We start from the raw sequence: 17,460 nt of genomic DNA on the forward strand, positions 1-17,460 counted from the left end.
TACTCGCAATCGCAATCTCAATAAGGAGACCATTCGTGGCAACCACCGCTGACTTCAAGAACGGCCTTGTCCTCAAGGTTGATGGCAAGCTGCAGCAGATCGTCGAATTCCAGCACGTCAAGCCGGGCAAGGGCCCCGCTTTCGTGCGCACGAAGCTCAAGGATGTCGTCTCCGGCAAGACCATCGACAAGACCTGGAACGCAGGCGTGAAGGTGGAGACCGCTACCGTTGACCGCCGCGACATGACCTACCTGTACAACGACGGCACCAGCTTCGTTCTGATGGACGAGAAGACCTACGACCAGATCGAGCTGGCCCCGCACCTGATGGGCGAGGGCGCGAAGTTCCTGCTGGAGAACACCAGCGTCCAGGTTTCCTTCCACGAGGGCGAGCCGCTGTTCGCTGAGCTGCCGGTATCCGTGGAGCTGAAGATCGAGCACACCGACCCGGGCCTGCAGGGCGACCGCTCCACCGGCGGCTCCAAGCCCGCCACCCTGGAGACCGGCGCCGAGATTCAGGTGCCGCTGTTCCTCGAGACCGGCAACGTCGTTAAGGTAGACACCCGCACCGGCGAGTACCTGTCCCGCGTAAACAACTAAGGCAGCGACTGTTTTTCACCCATGACTGAAGAACGCACAGCTGATAGCAACGCTGCTAAGGCGGCTAAGGCCGCTTCCTTCAAGCGCCACGGCTCGCGCTACAAGGCGCGCCGTCGCGCCGTAGACATCCTGTTCGAGGCCGAGTTCCGTGACATCGACCCGGTGGAGATCGTCGAGGAGCGCATCTCGCTGGCCAAGGATTCCGCGAACCAGGTCAAGCCCGTGCCGGAGTACACCCAGCAGATCGTGCCCGGCGTGGCGACGAACCTGGACGCACTCGACGAGGCCATTGCGCTGCACCTGTCCAGCGATTGGCGGCTGGATCGCCTTCCCGCCGTCGACCGCGCGGTGCTGCGGGTGGCGGCGTGGGAGCTGAAGTTCAACGACGACGTGCCGCCGCAGGTTGCCGTGGTTGAGGGAGTGGAGCTGGCCAGCGAGTACTCCCACGACAAGGCGCCCAGCTACATCCACGCGGTGCTGGACGGCATCAATAAGGAACTGCAACTGCAGGCGGACATGAAGATCGCCGACGCGGCCGCCGCTCAGAGGGCCGAGCCGTCCGACGAGTTGGACGGACTGCTCGACGGGGTCGTCAAAGAATCCGGTGAAGCGTGATAGACTTCTAGTCGTCAAAAGTAGACATCCTTTAACGGACCGCACAGAGAGGCGGGAAAGGAGGTCACGATGAACTCGACGGCTGGGGAAGCTGGCGTCACCTTACTCGACGCGGATCAAGTTTCCCGTACTGTCGCGCGCATCGCGCACCAGATCATTGAAAAGACGGCGCTGGATGGGGAAGACTCCCGGCGCGTAGTTCTACTCGGCATTCCATCGGGGGGAGTGCCGCTTGCGGCCCGCCTGGCCGAGAAGATTCAGCACTTCACGGGGGTAGAGGTGTTCCAGGGTTCCCTGGACATCACCCTGTACCGCGACGACCTGCGCAACACCACCCACCGCGCGCTGAAACCCACCAAGGTTCCCGCGGAGGGGATTGATGACGCCATCGTCGTCCTGGTCGACGACGTCCTCTACAGTGGCCGTTCCATCCGTGCGGCACTCGATGCACTCACGGACATCGGCCGGCCGTATGCCGTGCAGGTGGCGGTGCTGATCGATCGCGGTCACCGCAAGCTGCCGATCCGCGCGGACTACGTGGGCAAGAACATTCCGACTGCCGCCGACGAGGACGTGACGGTGAACCTCGCGGAGCTGGACGGGGTAGACAACGTGGTTCTGACCCGCAGGCCAGGCACTGGGGAAGGGAGCAACTAAGCCATGAAGCACCTGATTAGCATTGCCGATCTGAACAAGTCCGAGATCTTAGGCCTGATGGACGAGGCCGACCGCTTCGCCGAGGCCCTCGAAGGCCGCGAGATGAAGAAGCTGCCCACGCTGCGCGGCCGCACAATCTTCACCCTGTTCTACGAGAACTCCACTCGTACGCGATCTTCCTTCGAGACCGCGGGCAAGTGGATGAGCGCGGACGTCATCAACATATCCGCCTCCAGCTCGTCGGTGAAGAAGGGCGAGTCACTGCGTGATACCGCGCTGACCCTGAAGGCCGTGGGCGCCGACGCGATCATCATGCGCCACCCGTCCTCCGGCGCGGCTCGCCAGGTAGCCGGTTGGCTGGACGATACGGCCATCATCAACGCAGGTGACGGTTCCAACCAGCACCCCACCCAGGCTCTTTTGGATGCCACCACGATGCGCAACCGCATCGGGGAGATTAGCGGCAAAAAGGTAGTGATCGTCGGGGATATCCTGCACTCCCGCGTGGCCCGCTCGAATGCGCAGCTGCTCACGACCCTCGGAGCGGAGGTGGTGTTCGTGGCACCCCCGACGCTGGTGCCGCTGGGTATTGAGCACTGGGGTGCGGAACCGGACAGCGTGCGCGTGAGCTACGACTTCGACAGCGAGATCGCCGATGCAGACGTGGTGATGATGCTGCGTGTGCAGGCCGAGCGCATGCACGGCGGCTTCTTCCCCTCGCACCGCGAGTACGCCACCCGCTACGGCCTTTCCCAGGCCCGCGCGGAGCGTATGAAGGAAGGCGCCATCATCATGCACCCGGGCCCGATGCTGCGCGGCATGGAGATCAACTACGACGTTGCGGATGCCCCGCAGACCGTGGTGCTGAACCAGGTCACCGCGGGTGTGCACGTGCGCATGGCGGTGCTGTTCACCCTGCTAGTCGGAGAAGAGGGCTAGGCGCACATGGCACAGACGGATAAGAATACTTTCGATAAAGGAGCTTTGACGATGACCTCCGAGTACCCGGCCACCGGCGAGCTGGCGGGCCACCCCACCGGCGCCGAGAACGCAGTGCTGCTGCGTGGCGTTTTGCTCTACGGCGAGGGGGAGAAGCAGGACGTGCTGATCCAGGACGGCGTGATCGCCGAGATCGGCGCTGACCTGGCCGACTCGGCTCCACAGGGCGCGGAGGTGCTGGACCTGGACGGCCAGGTGCTGCTGCCTGGCCTGGTGGACATGCACGTTCACCTGCGCGAGCCGGGCCGCGAGGATACCGAGACCATTGCCACCGGCTCCGCGGCCGCCGCCCAGGGCGGCTTCACGGCTGTGTTCACCATGGCGAACACGGCCCCGGTCACCGACAACCCCGCCATCGCGGAGATGGTGTGGTTCAAGGGCCAGAACACGAACCTGTGCGATGTGCACCCGGTCGGCTCGATCTCCAAGGGGCTGGAGGGCAAGGAGCTCACGGAATTCGGCATGATGGCCGATTCCGATGCGAAGGTGCGCATGTTCTCCGACGACGGCAAGTGCGTCGACGACCCCCGCCTTATGCGCCGCGCCATCGAATACTCCAAGGGCATGGACGTGCTGCTGGCTCAGCACTGTGAGGAGCCCCGCCTGACGGAGGGCGCCGTGGCCCACGAGGGCGAGACCGCCGCCCGCCTGGGGCTGGGTGGCTGGCCGCGCGTGGCCGAGGAATCCATCGTCGCCCGCGATGCCATCATGGCCCGCGACTACGGTGGCCGCCTGCACATCTGCCACGCCTCCACCGAGGGAACTGTGGAGCTCCTGCGCTGGGCTAAGGATCAGGACATCCCGCTCTCCGCGGAAGTCACCCCGCACCACCTGCTTCTCACCGACGCGCGGCTGGAGACCTACGACGGCGTGAACCGCGTGAACCCGCCGCTGCGCGAGCAGCGCGACGTGGAGACCCTACGCGCCGCCCTGATCGACGGCACCGTCGACTGCGTGGCCACCGACCACGCCCCGCACGGCTCCGAGGACAAGTGCTGCGAGTTCGACCAGGCACGCCCCGGCATGCTGGGCATCGAGACCTCGCTGGCGCTGATCGCCAAGATCTTCGTCATCGACGGCGACGAGGACTGGCGCTTCGTCGCCAAGGTCATGTCCGAGCGCCCGGCGGAGATCACCAAGCTGCCCGGCCACGGACGCCCGATCGCGGTAGGGGAGCCGGCGAACCTGTGCGCGGTGGACCTGAACCAGAAGTGGACGGCGCACGGAAAGGACATGGCCTCCAAGGCCAACAACACCCCGTACGAGGGCATGGAGATGCCGGTCAAGGTGACCACCACGCTGTTGCGAGGCAAGGTGACCTGCAAGAACGGCTCAGCGGTGAAGTAAGCACCCACGAGTGGGCGTCACTAAAAAGAACCAAACACAACAGCTAAGAGTTAAGGAAACAAGCACAATGAGCTACACGCCAGCAGCACTGGTTCTCGCCGACGGAAAGATCTTCCGCGGCCGCGCATTCGGCGCGACGGGCCGCACCCTGGGCGAGGCGGTGTTCACCACCGCCATGACCGGCTACCAGGAGACCATGACCGACCCCTCCTACCACCGTCAGATCGTGGTGGCGACGGCCCCGCAGATCGGCAACACGGGTTGGAACGACGAGGATTCCGAGTCCCGCGGCGACAAGATCTGGGTCGCCGGCCTGGTTATCCGAGACCTGTCCCGCTCCGTGAGCAACTGGCGCGCCGACCGCAGCCTGACCGACGAGATGGAAGCCCAGGGAATCATTGGCATCCAGAACGTCGACACCCGTGCGATCGTGCGCCACCTGCGCGACAAGGGCTCCGTCGCGGCAGGCATTTTTAGCGGTGACGCCCTCACCTCCGACGAGGATATGCTCAGCCAGGTGCAGGCCCAGCCCTCCATGGCGGGTGCGGATCTTTCCGCCGACGTCAGCACCGACGAGCTGTACGTGGTGGAGCCGGAAGGGGAGACCAAGCACACCGTCATCGCCTACGACATGGGTATTAAGACGAACACCCCGCGCGAGTTCTCCAAGCGCGGCGTGCGCAGCGTGGTCGTGCCTTCCAACACCACCTTCGAGGAGGTGCAGAAGCTGATGGCCGAGTACAACGCCACCGGCGTGTTCATCTCGAACGGCCCGGGCGACCCGGCGACGGCCGACGCGACGGTGGAGGAGCTGAAGAAGATCCTGGAGGCCAAGATTCCTTTCTTCGGCATCTGCTTCGGCAACCAGCTGCTCGGCCGTGCGCTGGGCATGGAGACCTACAAGCTGAAGTTCGGCCACCGTGGCACCAACGTGCCGGTCCTGGATCACCAGACCGGCCGGATCGACATCACCGCGCAGAACCACGGCTTCGCCCTGAAGGGCAAGGCGCTGGAGAAGTTCGACACCCCGTTCGGCGAGGCGCAGGTGACGCACACCTGCCTGAACGACGACGTGGTCGAGGGCGTGGCACTGCTGGACGGCAGCGCATTCTCCGTCCAATACCACCCGGAATCGGCAGCCGGCCCGCACGACGCAAACCCGCTGTTCGATAAGTTCTTCGCGAATCTCGAGAAGAACAGCTAACGCAACAGAGCAAAGCAACAGAGCCAAGCAAAAGCTAGTAACACCGAATTAAAGGGAAAACCAATGCCACGTCGCGAAGACATCAACCACGTACTCGTCATCGGCTCCGGCCCGATCGTCATCGGCCAGGCCTGCGAGTTCGACTACTCCGGTACTCAGGCCTGCCGAGTCCTGAAGGAAGAAGGCCTGCGCGTTACGCTGATCAACTCCAACCCGGCGACCATCATGACCGACCCGGAGTTTGCCGATAACACCTACATCGAACCGATCGCCCCGAAGTACATCGAGAAGATCTTCCAGGAGCAGCAGGCCGCCGGCCACAAGGTCGACGCGGTCCTGGCGACTCTGGGCGGCCAGACCGCACTGAACGCTGCGATCCAGCTTGATCGCCTGGGGATCCTCGACAAGTACGGCGTGGAGCTGATCGGCGCGGACATCGACGCCATCGAGCGCGGTGAGGATCGCCAGAAGTTCAAGGACATCGTGGCGAAGATCGGCGGCGATTCCGCCCGCTCCCGCGTGTGCCACAACATGGACGAGGTTCACGAGACGGTCGCCGAGCTGGGCCTGCCGGTCGTCGTGCGCCCGTCGTTCACCATGGGTGGCCTGGGTTCCGGCCTGGCCTTCAACGAGAAGGACCTGGAGCGCATCGCCGGCGGTGGCCTGGCTGCCTCCCCGGAGGCCAACGTTCTGATCGAGGAGTCCATCCTCGGTTGGAAGGAGTTCGAGCTAGAGCTGATGCGCGACGGCAAGGATAACGTCGTGATCGTCTGCTCCATTGAGAACGTGGACGCGCTGGGCGTGCACACCGGCGACTCCATGACCGTCGCCCCGAGCATGACCCTGACCGACCGCGAGTACCAGGTGATGCGCGACCAGGGCATCGCCATCCTGCGCGAGGTCGGCGTGGATACCGGCGGCTGTAACATCCAGTTCGCCGTGAACCCGAAGGACGGGCGCATCATCACCATCGAGATGAACCCGCGCGTGTCCCGCTCTTCGGCCCTGGCCTCCAAGGCCACCGGCTTCCCGATTGCGAAGCTGGCCGCCAAGCTGGCCATCGGCTACACCTTGGATGAGGTCCGCAACGACATCACCGAGGTCACCCCAGCCGCCTTCGAGCCGACCCTGGACTACGTGATCGTCAAGGCCCCGCGTTTCGCCTTCGAGAAGTTCCCGGGTGCCGACGACACGCTGACCACCACCATGAAGTCCGTCGGCGAGGCCATGGCCGTCGGCCGCAACTACATCACGGGCCTGAACAAGGTCATGCGTTCCCTGGAGACCAAGCAGGCCGGATTCTGGACCGTGCCGGACGAGGAGTTCGCCGGCGAGCGCGCCACCGACAAGCAGGCCGTGCTGGAGGACCTGAAGCGCCCGACCGAGGGCCGCATGTACGACGTGGAGCTGGCCCTGCGCCTCGGCGCCACCGTCGAGGAGGTCTACGCGGCCTCCGGCATTGACCCCTGGTTCCTGCACGAGCTCGCCGGTCTGGTGGAGTTCCGCAGCCGTCTTATTGACGCCCCAGTCTTGGACGTCGACCTTCTCCGCGAAGCGAAGTACATGGGTCTGTCGGATAAGCAGATTGCAGCGCTGCGTCCGGAGCTGGCGGGCGAGGACGGCGTGCGCGCCCTTCGCTGGGCCCAGGGCATCCGCCCGGTCTTCAAGACCGTGGACACCTGCGCTGCCGAGTTCGAGGCGAAGACCCCGTACCACTACAGCTCCTACGAGCTGGATCCGGCCGCCGAGTCCGAGGTTGCCCCGCAGCCGGACAAGAAGAAGGTGCTGATCCTGGGCTCCGGCCCGAACCGCATTGGCCAGGGCATCGAGTTCGACTACTCCTGCGTGCACGCCGCCCTGGAGCTGTCTCGCGTGGGCTATGAGACCGTCATGGTCAACTGCAACCCGGAGACTGTCTCCACGGACTACGACACCGCCGACCGCCTGTACTTCGAGCCGCTGACCTTCGAGGACGTCATGGAGGTCTACCACGCAGAGGCCGAATCCGGCGAGATCGCAGGCGTGATCGTGCAGCTGGGTGGCCAGACCCCGCTGGGCCTGGCGCAGCGTCTGGCGGACGCTGGCGTGCCGGTTGTTGGCACCTCCCCGGAGGCCATCAACCTGGCCGAGGATCGTGGCGAGTTCGGCAAGGTGCTGGAGCAGGCTGCCCTGCCGGCCCCGGAGTTCGGCACCGCCACTAGCGTGGAGGAGGCACACGACGTGGCCGCCCGCATCGGCTTCCCGGTGCTGGTTCGCCCGTCCTACGTGCTGGGCGGACGCGGCATGGAGATCGTCTACGACGACGAGAGCCTGTCCAACTACATCCAGCGAGCCACTGAGATCACCAACGACCACCCGGTTCTGGTGGACCGCTTCCTGGACTCCGCAATCGAGATCGACGTGGATGCACTGTGCGACGGCGAGCACGTGTACCTGGCCGGCGTGATGGAGCACATCGAGGAGGCCGGCATCCACTCCGGCGACTCCGCCTGTGCGATCCCGCCGATGACCCTGGGCGCGGAGGACATCGACAAGGTGCGCAAGGCCACCGCCAAGCTGGCTCACGGCATCGGCGTGAAGGGTCTGATGAATGTTCAGTTCGCACTGAAGGACGACATCCTCTACGTCATCGAGGCCAACCCGCGCGCCTCCCGTACCGTGCCCTTCGTCTCTAAGGCCACGGGCGTGCAGCTGTCCAAGGCCGCCGCGCGCATCATGCTGGGCACCAGCATCCCGGACCTGATCGAGGAGGGCATCCTGCCGCACGACCGCGACGGCGGCTCCCTGCCGCAGGGCCACCCGATCGCTGTGAAGGAGGCTGTTATGCCCTTCAACCGCTTCCGCAGCCCGGAGGGCCACGTGCTGGACTCCCTGCTGAGCCCGGAGATGAAGTCCACCGGTGAGGTCATGGGCCTGGACGACGACTTCGGTACCGCCTTCGCAAAGTCCCAGGAAGCCACCGGCGACCTGCCGACCGAGGGCACCGTCTTCGTCTCGGTGGCCAACCGCGACAAGCGCACGGTGCTCCTGCCAATCCAGCGCCTGTACTCGCTGGGCTTTAAGATCCTGGCCACCCAGGGCACCGCCGCCATGCTGCGCCGCAACGGCGTGGAGTGCGAGGTCGTGGCCAAGATCTCCGACGAGCGCCGTGCCGCCGCGGAGAACACCCCGCTGGTTGATACCAACGGCGAGCCACTGCGCACCGTGGGCGACTGGATCAAGGACGGCGACGTCGACCTGATCCTGAACACGCCGGCTGGCTCCGCCGGGGCGCGTCACGATGGTTACGACATCCGCTCTGCTGCGGTGAACATGGGCGTGCCGTGCGTGACTACCGTCCAGGGAGCCGTGGCAGCCGTCCAGGGCATCGAGGCCTTGCAGGGCGCCGAGCCGACCGTGCGCGCCATTCAGGAGGTCGATCACTCGTGACCGCGAGTGCGAGTTCGGTAGGCCGCCCAACCTTCGGCGAGCGGTTCCTGGAGCGTTCCCAGGACCACGGGCAGCTCTGTGTGGGCATGGATCCGCACGTGGGCATCCTGGAGGACTGGGGCTTAAAGGCCGACGTGGCAGGACTGGAGGCCTTCAGCAAGACCTGCGTGGAGGCCTTCGCGGACGTCGCCTGTGTGGTCAAGCCCCAGGTGGCCTTCTACGAGCAGTTCGGCTCGGCCGGCTTGACCGTGCTGGAGCGATCGATCGCGGAGCTGCGGAAGGCCGGGGTGTTGGTTATTGCCGACGCCAAACGGGGCGACATTGGCTCGACCATGGCCGGGTACGCACGGGCGTGGTTGGATCCGGAATCTCCGCTGTGCAGCGACGCTGTGACCGTATCCCCGTGGTTGGGCTTCGACTCCCTGCGCCCTGTTATCGACTTGGGTGAGCAGCACGGCAGAGGTGTGATCGTCCTGGCCGCCACATCTAACCCGGAGGCGCGGGGTCTGCAACGCTCCTACTTCGACGGCACAGACACGAACTTGGCCCAGTACATTGTGGACCGCGTGGCCGCGGAAAACTCCCAGCATCCTGGGGCTGGCAACCTCGGCGTAGTAGTCGGCGCGACTCTGGCGGAGCCGCCGCGCTTGGACGAGGTGGGCGGCATGGTTCTGATGCCGGGAGTCGGCGCCCAGGGAGGCACCATGGACGATGTGCGACGTATCGCCGGGGGAGACCAGACGGCGTCACTAGTATCGCCCAACGTTTCCCGCGGCGTACTGCGCGCAGGGCCTGTGGTTGCGGATCTGCGAAACGCAGTGGCCGAGCAGGCGGCAACTCTACGGCTCTAGCAGGGGCTTTTGCTGTTCTTCATGGATTCAGGTGTTACACTGTTACTCATTGTTTGAAACCTGGTCGCGTGGCGCCACGCCTGCACATATAGGCGGTTCGGGCGAAGCGTGTACAGTAGTCGAGAACATGAATCCGAAAAATGAATCTCGGTGTGTCAGCTTGGCATTTTCCACCGAGAGGATTTAATATCCAGCGTTGCTTGGAATACCGTTTGGTCTCTACAGCATGCTGGTTATGGACCAGAAAAACTTTCCATCCTTTAAGACGAGAAAAATTTAACGGAGGCACCCGTGGCACTTCCCCAGTTGACCGATGAGCAGCGCGCAGCAGCGCTGAAGAAGGCAGCCGAGGCACGCAAGGCACGCGCAGAACTGCGCGAGAAGCTGAAGCGTGGCGGCACCGACCTGAAGCAGGTCCTGAAGGACGCCGAGACCGACGAGACCCTGGGCAAGATGAAGGTTTCCGCCCTGCTGGTTTCCCTGCCGAAGGTTGGCAAGGTGAAGGCCAAGGAGATCATGGAGCAGCTGGAGATCGCTGAGACCCGTCGCATCCGCGGCCTGGGCGACCGTCAGCGCCGCGCCCTGCTGGAGCACTTCGGTTTCGAGGAATAGTCTTGAGCCAGGACCTGAATAGCGGACGGATCGTCGTACTGGCGGGCCCATCTGCGGTGGGTAAGTCCACCGTCGTGCGCCGCCTGCGCACCGACGTTCCGGACCTGTTTTTCAGTGTGTCCATGACCACCCGCGACCCGCGTCCCGGCGAGGTCGATGGCGAGGACTACATCTACGTCACCCGCGAGCAGTTCGAACAGAACATCGCGGCCGACAAGATGCTCGAATGGGCGGAGATCCACGGAGGCCTACAGCTTTCCGGCACGCCGCGCGAACCCATCGAAAAGGCGCTGGCTGAATCCCGTCCGGTACTCGTCGAGGTAGACCTCGAGGGCGCGCGCAACGTCAAGAAGATGCTGCCCCAGGTGCAGACCGTCTTCCTGGCTCCGCCGTCGTGGGAGGTACTGGTTGACCGTCTGACCGGTCGTGGAACCGAGACGCAGGACATCATAGAGCGCCGCCTGCAGACCGCGAAGGTCGAGATGGCCTCGCAGTCCGAGTTTGATCACGTGGTTGTGAACGACGACGTGGATCGGGCAGTGGCGGCCATCAGCGAGATCCTTCGCTAATCGGGCGCTTAGGACACGGCAGGCACAGAAGCTCCAGCGGCGCACTCTTCAGTCCCGCGCTTTAAAGAACTAAATAAATAATCAAACAACCCACCAAAGAAAAGGTGAATACCGTGGAAAACCAGGACGTGAATGCGAACGATAGCGTGTTCGATCCTCCTGTAGGCATCACCAATCCACCGATCGACGAGCTGCTGACGAAGGTCTCCTCCAAGTACGCCTTGGTCATCTTCGCCGCTAAGCGCGCACGTCAGATCAACGACTACTTCCAGACGGTCGACGAGGGCGTCTTCGAGTTCGTCGGACCTCTGGTGACCCCGGATGTTCACGAGAAGCCGCTGTCCATCGCCCTGCGCGAGATTAACCGGGATCTGTTGGAACACACCGAGGGTTAAACCAGCTAGGCTGATTCGTTGTGAACGTTGCATCAGCTGAATTGAACACCAAGCCGCTCCGCGTCGTCATCGGCGTAGGGGGCGGCATTGCTGCGTATAAGGCCGCTCATCTGGTCCGCTACTTCACCGAGCGCGGCCACCAGGTGCGGGTGATTCCCACCCGCTCTGCGCTGAACTTCGTGGGTGCCGCCACCTTCGAGGCTCTCTCGGGCCAGCCGGTGGCCACCGATGTTTTTGACGCCGTGGACGAGGTGCAGCACGTCCGCCTGGGGCAGGAGGCCGACCTCATCGTCGTGGCCCCGGCCACTGCAGACCTGATGGCCCGGATCGCCCATGGGCGTGCCGACGATCTGCTTACAGCTAGCTGCCTGGTTGCTACGTGCCCCGTGGTGCTGGCTCCGGCGATGCACACCGAGATGTGGCTGAACCCGGCGACCGTGGACAACGTGGCCACGCTGCGCCGCCACGGCCTGACGGTGCTGGAGCCCGCGCACGGGCGGCTCACGGGCAAGGATACCGGCGCCGGGCGGTTGCCGGAGCCGGAGCAGATCGGCGAGCTGGCGCTCACCGTCCTAGCAGACCGCGAGGCCTTCACCCGCGACCTGGAGGGCAAGAAGGTCGTCATCAGTGCCGGTGGTACGCACGAGCCCCTGGATCCCGTTCGCTACCTCGGCAACGCATCCTCCGGCCGCCAGGGCTACGCGCTAGCAGAGGTTGCCGCCCAGCGCGGCGCCGAGGTCACCCTTGTTGCGGGTGTGACCGAGAACCTGCCCACTCCCATCGGCGCTGAGGTAGTGCGGGTGAAGACCGCCCGCGAGATGCAGCAGGCCGTCATGGAGCACGCGCCTACCGCCGACGTCGTGGTCATGGCCGCGGCCGTTGCCGACTACCGTCCCGCAGAGGTGGCAGGCTCAAAGATGAAGAAGGGCTCGGAGGCCGACCTGTCCACCATCCAGCTGACCGAGAACCCAGACATCCTCGCGGGCGTGGTTGAGGCGCGCAGGCGGGGAGACGTGGCGTCCACAACAAAGATCGTGGGCTTCGCGGCAGAAACGGGAGACGAAAACAGCACGCCGCTCGACTTCGCCCGCAAGAAGCTCGAGAAGAAGGGCTGCGACCTACTGATGTGCAACGCGGTGGGCGACGGCAAGGTCTTCGGACAGCCGGATAGCTCGGGCTGGATCCTACGCCCGGACGGTGAGGTCACCGAGGTGCCGCAAGGGCCCAAGACCGGGGTCGCTGCCGCTATCTGGAAGGCCGTGTGCGAGACTCTCTAGGCAGCTACGTGACAAATACAGACAGCTTAGTCTAGTATGTGTCCATCGACTTAAAAGTCTTCAGTAATTCAAACGTATAAAAGGAAAATCCACGTGTCTTTGCGCCTGTTTAGTAGCGAGTCCGTCACCGAAGGGCACCCCGACAAGATCTGCGACGCGATCTCCGACAAGATCCTCGACGCGCTGATTGCCAAGGACCCCGAGGCGCGCGTGGCCGTTGAGACCGTCGTGACCACCGGCCTGGTGCACGTCGTCGGCGAAATCCGCACCACCACCTACGTAGAGATCCCCGCGCTGGTGCGCAAGACCCTGCTGGAGATCGGCTTCAACAGCTCCGACATGGGCTTCGACGGCTCCACCTGTGGTGTTAGCGTGGCCATCGGTGAGCAGTCCCAGGAGATCGCCCAGGGTGTCGATACCGCCCTCGAGCACCGCTCGCACGACGCGGAAGGCGGCACCGAGCTGGACGAGATCGACCGCCTCGGCGCCGGCGACCAGGGCCTGATGTTCGGCTACGCCACCAACGAGACCCCGGAGTACATGCCGCTGCCGATCGCGCTGGCACACCGCCTGTCCCGCCGCCTGACGGAGGTGCGCAAGAAGGGCATCGTCCCGCACCTGCGCCCCGACGGCAAGACCCAGGTGACCTTCGCCTACGACACGGAAGGCGCCCCGGTGCGTCTGGATACCGTCGTGGTCTCCACACAGCACGACGCCGGCATCGAGCAGGAGTGGCTGCACGAGCAGATCCGCACCCACGTTGTCCAGTACGTGCTGGACGAGGCGGGCCTCAGCGGCAACCTGGCGGACACCGACTACACGCTGCTGGTGAACCCCTCCGGCTCCTTCGTGCTGGGCGGCCCGATGGGCGATGCCGGCCTGACCGGCCGCAAGATCATCGTCGACACCTATGGCGGTATGGCTCGCCACGGTGGCGGCGCGTTCTCCGGCAAGGACCCGAGCAAGGTGGACCGCTCCGGCGCCTACGCCATGCGCTGGGTTGCCAAGAACATCGTCGCCGCCGGCCTGGCCGACCGCGCGGAGGTGCAGGTGGCCTACGCCATCGGGCGAGCGACCCCGGTGGGCCTGTACGTGGAGACCTTCGGCACCGAGAAGGCACCGGTCGAGGCCATCCAGGATGCCGTTCGCCAGGTGTTCGACCTGCGCCCGGCCGCGATCCTGCAGGAGCTGGACCTGAAGCGCCCGATCTACGCCCAGACCAGCGCCTATGGCCACTTCGGCCGCACCGACTTGGACCTGCCGTGGGAGCGCACCGACCGCGTGGAAGCGCTACAGAAGGCCGTCGCCGCCGCCCAGCAGTCCCAGTAGGTTTAAAGCACCGTGGACCAGCCCGTCGCCCGCGTACTGCCGATGCTCGGCGTGCCACACCTCGACCGGCTTTTCGACTACGCGGTGCCCGCAGACATGGACGCGCATGCCCAGCCGGGTGTGCGCGTCCGCGTTCGTTTCTCCGGCCGGTTGGTCGATGCGTTCGTCATCGAGCGCCGCCGCCGAAGCGACCACCCCGGCGAGCTGCGCCAGCTGGAGCGCGTGATCAGCCCCATCCAGGTGCTACCGAAGCCCCTGTGGGAGCTCGTGAACACGCTCGCCGAGCGCTACGCAGGCGTGCGTTCGGACATTCTGCGCTCCGTCGTGCCTTCCCGCCACGCCTCGGCGGAGAACGCCGGTTTGTTCGCCGACGGTGCGGCCTGGGAGGACCTCGGAGCCAAGCTGCAGTCTGTCGAACAGGCCGCCACCGATTCTTACGCCGCCGCCGAGGAGGCTTTGGCGCCCTACACTCACGGCGCGGCGTACCTGTCGGCGCTCGTCGAGGGCAAGGCTGCGCGTGCTTGTTTATTGACGCCCCCAGGCCGCGACATCTCCACCCTCATCGCGGCCATCACCGCCGCCGTGGCCTGGAATACGCAGGGGAGCGTGCTGGTGGTGGCTCCCAACCAACGTCTGGTGGATCGACTGGTGGCGGGGTTGAAGGAGCACATGAACCCCGCACAGGTGATGGAACTGACGGCACAGGTGGGACCGAATGCGCGCTATCGCCGCTACCTTTCGGTGCTCGCGGGCCAGGCGCGCGTGGTGGTGGGCACGCGCTCTGCGGCACTGCTGCCCGTCGTCGCACCCCGCCTGATGGTGCTGGTGGGCGAGGCCGACGACAACCTGGTGGACCCGCGCGCCCCGTACATCCACGCGCGGGAGGCGCTGGCGTTGCACGCGCAGCGCACCGGAGCGGGGCTGCTGATCGTCGGGGTGCACCGCTCGGCCGAGGTGCAGCAGTGGGTGGATAGCGGGCTAGTGTATCCGCTGCTGCCCACGCGGGAGGTACTGCACGATGCCATGCCGTGGATCCGCGGCATGGGGGAGACCGACAGCGCGACAGAGCGGGAGCTCCACGCGCCCGGGGCGCGCATCCCCTCCATGGGCTTCGAGGCGCTACGCGAGTGCGTGGATAACGGCGTGCCCGCGTTGGTGCAGGTTCCGCGGCGGGGATACGCACCCGCGCTGGCGTGTGCGAAATGCCGCACGCCCGCCCGCTGCCGGCACTGCAACGGCCCTTTGGAGTTGCCCACGAGTGCTGAGGCCGCCCCGCCGCGCTGCCGCTGGTGCGGGCTGACCGCCGGGCTATTTACTTGTTCCGCCTGCGGCAACCACAGCGTACGGCTGTCCGTAATCGGCCACGACCGGACGGTGGAGGAGCTGGGGCGGGCATTCCCCGGAGTGCCGATCATCGCCAGCGGCGGCAAACACGTGGTGGATAGCGTGCGGCTGCGCAAGAGCATCGTCGTGGCCACGCCTGGGGCGGAACCCACCGTCGAGGGCGGCCTGTACGGCGCAGCGATCCTGGTGGATCCGTGGATCCTGCTGGGAAGGCAGGACCTCCGTGCCGCGGAGACTGCGCTGCGCCACTGGATGGAGGCTGCCGCCCTCGTCGCCCCACGGAGCCAGGGCGGCAAGGTGGTCTTCGCCGGGGCAGCGAACCTGCCGACGGCTCAGCAACTGATCCGCTGGGATCCCGTCGGATCTGCGCGCGCGGAGCTGGCGCACCGGGCCGAGGCCGCCTTCCCGCCTGCCTTTAGCGTGGCCGCCATCGACGGCACCACTTCTGCCATCGAAGCGCTCGAGGCGGCGTGGGAGTTACCGGAAGGTGCGGAGACCCTGGGACCAGTGGAGCTGCCTCCCGGCGTGCGCCTGCCCGCGGGCATCGATTCCCACGATCCACAGGCCAGAAAGTCCGCGCGCCGGCTGCTGGTGCGCGTGCCCGCCGAGCAGCGGATTGCGCTTGGCCAGGCCCTGCGCAGCGCCCAATCGGTGCGGACCATCCATCGGGGCTCATGGGCGGCCCAACCGGAGGCCTTGCGGGTTGTCATGGATCCCGTGCGCATCGGTTAGGGTTAGTAACCATGACCGTGCTTAACATGCGCTACTTCGGGGACCCGGTTCTCAAGACCGTGGCGGACCCCGTCAAGCCAGAACAGATCCAGGATGCCGGAACCCGGCGGCTGGTCGAGGACATGCTGGAGACCATGGATCACTACGGGGGAGTGGGCCTGGCCGCCAACCAGATCGGCATCACCCGTCGCATCTTCGTTTTCGACTGCGACGGCGACCGCGGCCACGTGATCAACCCCACCTGGGAGGCCGTGGGCGAGGAGACACAGACCGGCGGCGAGGGCTGCCTTTCCATCCCCGACGTCCACGGGGACGTCACCCGCGCCCAGCGCGTGCGCCTGCGCGGGGTAACCGTGGACGGTGAGCAGGTGGATCGGGAGGTCACGGACCTTATGGCCCGTTGCGTGCAGCACGAAACCGACCACCTGGACGGCGTTCTGTTCATTCAGCACCTCTCGGCTGAGCAGCGCCGCGAAGCAATGAAGCAGATCCGCGAATCGGAGTGGTTTAAGCAGTGAAGATCGTCTTTGCCGGAACCCCGGAACCAGCCGCCGTGGCCCTTGAGCACCTCATCGCCGATGAGCGCATCGAGGTGGTTGCGGTGGTTACCCAGCCGGACGCCAAGCGGGGACGCGGCCGTAGCCTGCGCCCATCGAAGGTCGCGGAGGTCGCTGAGGAGGCCGCCATCCCGACCTACAAGTGGCCGAGCCTCAAGGCCGGAACTGAATCTGGTGACGAGGCCCGGGCCGTTTTGAGCGACCTCGCAGCGCAGGGGGTAACCGCATCCGCCGTCGTAGCCTACGGAAACCTGATCCCCAAGGACATCCTCGACGTCTTTGAGCACGGCTGGGTGAACCTGCACTACTCGCTGCTCCCACGCTGGCGCGGCGCCGCGCCCGTGCAGGCCGCCCTGGCGGCGGGCGACGAGACCACCGGCGCCTCCATCTTCCGCATCGAGGAAGGCCTGGACACCGGCCCCGTCGCCGCCCAGCTGACACGGACGATCGGCCTAGAGGACACCGCCGACGACCTGCTGGCCAGCCTGACCTACGCCGGCCGCGAACTGCTGGCCGATACGCTCGTCGCCATGGACGAAGGCACGGCCGAGCTTTCCCCGCAGGACGACGCGCAGGCCACCCACGCACCGAAGATTCACCCCGCGGACGCGCAGATCGACTGGTCCCAACCTGCCGAGGTAATCCAGCGCGTTGCCCGCGCCCACACCCCGGCACCCGGGGCGTGGACTTTGCTGGACGGCCAGCGATACAAGATCGGCATGCTGCTGCCTGGTAGCAAAGAAGAGGTCACTGGGCTTGGCGTCGGCGAAGTGGTGGCGTCACCAAAGAAGGTTTTCGTCGGCACCGGCACCGACCCACTAGAGATCACCCGCATCCAGCCGCCGGGCAAGAAGATGATGGAAGCCGCGGCGTGGGCGCGCGGGCAGCAAGAACTGCTGGCTGGCCGCCCGACGTTCAGCGCGCGGGAGACGGGGGAGTAGACC

16 protein-coding genes are annotated in these 17,460 nt (G+C 65.6%); all 16 read left to right on the top strand.

All coding sequences use genetic code 11. From position 1 onward, the window contains the following. Positions 1 to 35: 35 nt before the first annotated feature. The 16 genes from efp (at position 36) to fmt (ending at position 17,457) form a co-directional block, all read left to right on the top strand. Entirely contained in the window at positions 36 to 599 is a 564-nt protein-coding gene (gene efp, locus MHX52_RS00585) for an elongation factor P (RefSeq protein WP_034987927.1), read from the top strand. Positions 600 to 620: 21 nt separating this feature from the next. Further along, positions 621 to 1,214, top strand: a complete 594-nt coding sequence (gene nusB / locus MHX52_RS00590; RefSeq protein WP_239315992.1) for a transcription antitermination factor NusB — start codon at positions 621 to 623, stop codon at positions 1,212 to 1,214. A 69-nt stretch (positions 1,215 to 1,283) separates the two neighbouring features. Continuing rightward, positions 1,284 to 1,871, top strand: a complete 588-nt coding sequence (gene pyrR / locus MHX52_RS00595; protein ID WP_035010400.1) for a bifunctional pyr operon transcriptional regulator/uracil phosphoribosyltransferase PyrR — start codon at positions 1,284 to 1,286, stop codon at positions 1,869 to 1,871. A 3-nt stretch (positions 1,872 to 1,874) separates the two neighbouring features. Beyond that, positions 1,875 to 2,810 carry an aspartate carbamoyltransferase catalytic subunit gene (locus tag MHX52_RS00600; protein ID WP_011273596.1) on the top strand — a complete coding sequence of 312 codons (936 nt, stop codon included), beginning with the start codon at positions 1,875 to 1,877 and terminating at the stop codon, positions 2,808 to 2,810. Positions 2,811 to 2,816: 6 nt separating this feature from the next. Continuing rightward, positions 2,817 to 4,217, top strand: a complete 1,401-nt coding sequence (locus MHX52_RS00605) for a dihydroorotase (protein WP_370642186.1) — start codon at positions 2,817 to 2,819, stop codon at positions 4,215 to 4,217. Positions 4,218 to 4,284: 67 nt separating this feature from the next. Next, positions 4,285 to 5,421, top strand: a complete 1,137-nt coding sequence (gene carA / locus MHX52_RS00610; protein WP_011273594.1) for a glutamine-hydrolyzing carbamoyl-phosphate synthase small subunit — start codon at positions 4,285 to 4,287, stop codon at positions 5,419 to 5,421. A 63-nt stretch (positions 5,422 to 5,484) separates the two neighbouring features. Beyond that, on the top strand, positions 5,485 to 8,850 hold the full coding sequence (carB, locus tag MHX52_RS00615; protein ID WP_049049948.1) for a carbamoyl-phosphate synthase large subunit: 3,366 nt from the start codon (positions 5,485 to 5,487) through the stop codon (positions 8,848 to 8,850). After that, positions 8,847 to 9,701: an orotidine-5'-phosphate decarboxylase gene (gene pyrF, locus MHX52_RS00620; protein ID WP_035003847.1), complete on the top strand. Its 855-nt coding sequence runs from the start codon at positions 8,847 to 8,849 to the stop codon at positions 9,699 to 9,701. Before carB ends, pyrF begins: the two co-directional genes overlap by 4 nt. Before the next feature lie 291 nt (positions 9,702 to 9,992). Further along, on the top strand, positions 9,993 to 10,313 hold the full coding sequence (gene mihF, locus MHX52_RS00625; protein ID WP_005294871.1) for an integration host factor, actinobacterial type: 321 nt from the start codon (positions 9,993 to 9,995) through the stop codon (positions 10,311 to 10,313). Positions 10,314 to 10,315: 2 nt separating this feature from the next. After that, positions 10,316 to 10,882, top strand: a complete 567-nt coding sequence (gene gmk / locus MHX52_RS00630; RefSeq protein ID WP_239315999.1) for a guanylate kinase — start codon at positions 10,316 to 10,318, stop codon at positions 10,880 to 10,882. Positions 10,883 to 10,995: 113 nt separating this feature from the next. Next, entirely contained in the window at positions 10,996 to 11,277 is a 282-nt protein-coding gene (gene rpoZ, locus MHX52_RS00635; protein WP_034988049.1) for a DNA-directed RNA polymerase subunit omega, read from the top strand. 20 nt (positions 11,278 to 11,297) lie between these two features. Then, positions 11,298 to 12,554, top strand: coding sequence for a bifunctional phosphopantothenoylcysteine decarboxylase/phosphopantothenate--cysteine ligase CoaBC (gene coaBC, locus MHX52_RS00640; RefSeq protein ID WP_239316001.1), 1,257 nt, complete (start codon positions 11,298 to 11,300; stop codon positions 12,552 to 12,554). Between the two features lie 93 nt (positions 12,555 to 12,647). Next, entirely contained in the window at positions 12,648 to 13,883 is a 1,236-nt protein-coding gene (gene metK / locus MHX52_RS00645) for a methionine adenosyltransferase (RefSeq protein WP_239316015.1), read from the top strand. 12 nt (positions 13,884 to 13,895) lie between these two features. Beyond that, positions 13,896 to 15,959, top strand: coding sequence for a primosomal protein N' (locus MHX52_RS00650; protein ID WP_370642187.1), 2,064 nt, complete (start codon positions 13,896 to 13,898; stop codon positions 15,957 to 15,959). A gap of 11 nt (positions 15,960 to 15,970) precedes the next feature. Then, positions 15,971 to 16,477, top strand: coding sequence for a peptide deformylase (gene def, locus MHX52_RS00655; protein WP_049049953.1), 507 nt, complete (start codon positions 15,971 to 15,973; stop codon positions 16,475 to 16,477). Next, the gene (gene fmt / locus MHX52_RS00660) at positions 16,474 to 17,457 is read left to right on the top strand and encodes a methionyl-tRNA formyltransferase (RefSeq protein WP_239316016.1); all 984 of its coding nucleotides are present in this window, start codon (positions 16,474 to 16,476) and stop codon (positions 17,455 to 17,457) included. Before def ends, fmt begins: the two co-directional genes overlap by 4 nt. Positions 17,458 to 17,460 lie beyond the last annotated feature (3 nt).

The organism is Corynebacterium sp. ACRQJ, from assembly GCF_022346045.1.
In the GTDB taxonomy this organism is placed as follows: domain Bacteria; phylum Actinomycetota; class Actinomycetes; order Mycobacteriales; family Mycobacteriaceae; genus Corynebacterium; species Corynebacterium evansiae.

Coding starts and splice junctions, on each gene's coding strand:
- carB (WP_049049948.1), top strand. CDS start 5,485: ATGCCACGTCGCGAAGACATCAACCACGTACTCGTCATCGGCTCCGGC.
- carA (WP_011273594.1), top strand. CDS start 4,285: ATGAGCTACACGCCAGCAGCACTGGTTCTCGCCGACGGAAAGATCTTC.
- pyrR (WP_035010400.1), top strand. CDS start 1,284: ATGAACTCGACGGCTGGGGAAGCTGGCGTCACCTTACTCGACGCGGAT.
- MHX52_RS00600 (WP_011273596.1), top strand. CDS start 1,875: ATGAAGCACCTGATTAGCATTGCCGATCTGAACAAGTCCGAGATCTTA.
- nusB (WP_239315992.1), top strand. CDS start 621: ATGACTGAAGAACGCACAGCTGATAGCAACGCTGCTAAGGCGGCTAAG.
- MHX52_RS00605 (WP_370642186.1), top strand. CDS start 2,817: ATGGCACAGACGGATAAGAATACTTTCGATAAAGGAGCTTTGACGATG.
- def (WP_049049953.1), top strand. CDS start 15,971: ATGACCGTGCTTAACATGCGCTACTTCGGGGACCCGGTTCTCAAGACC.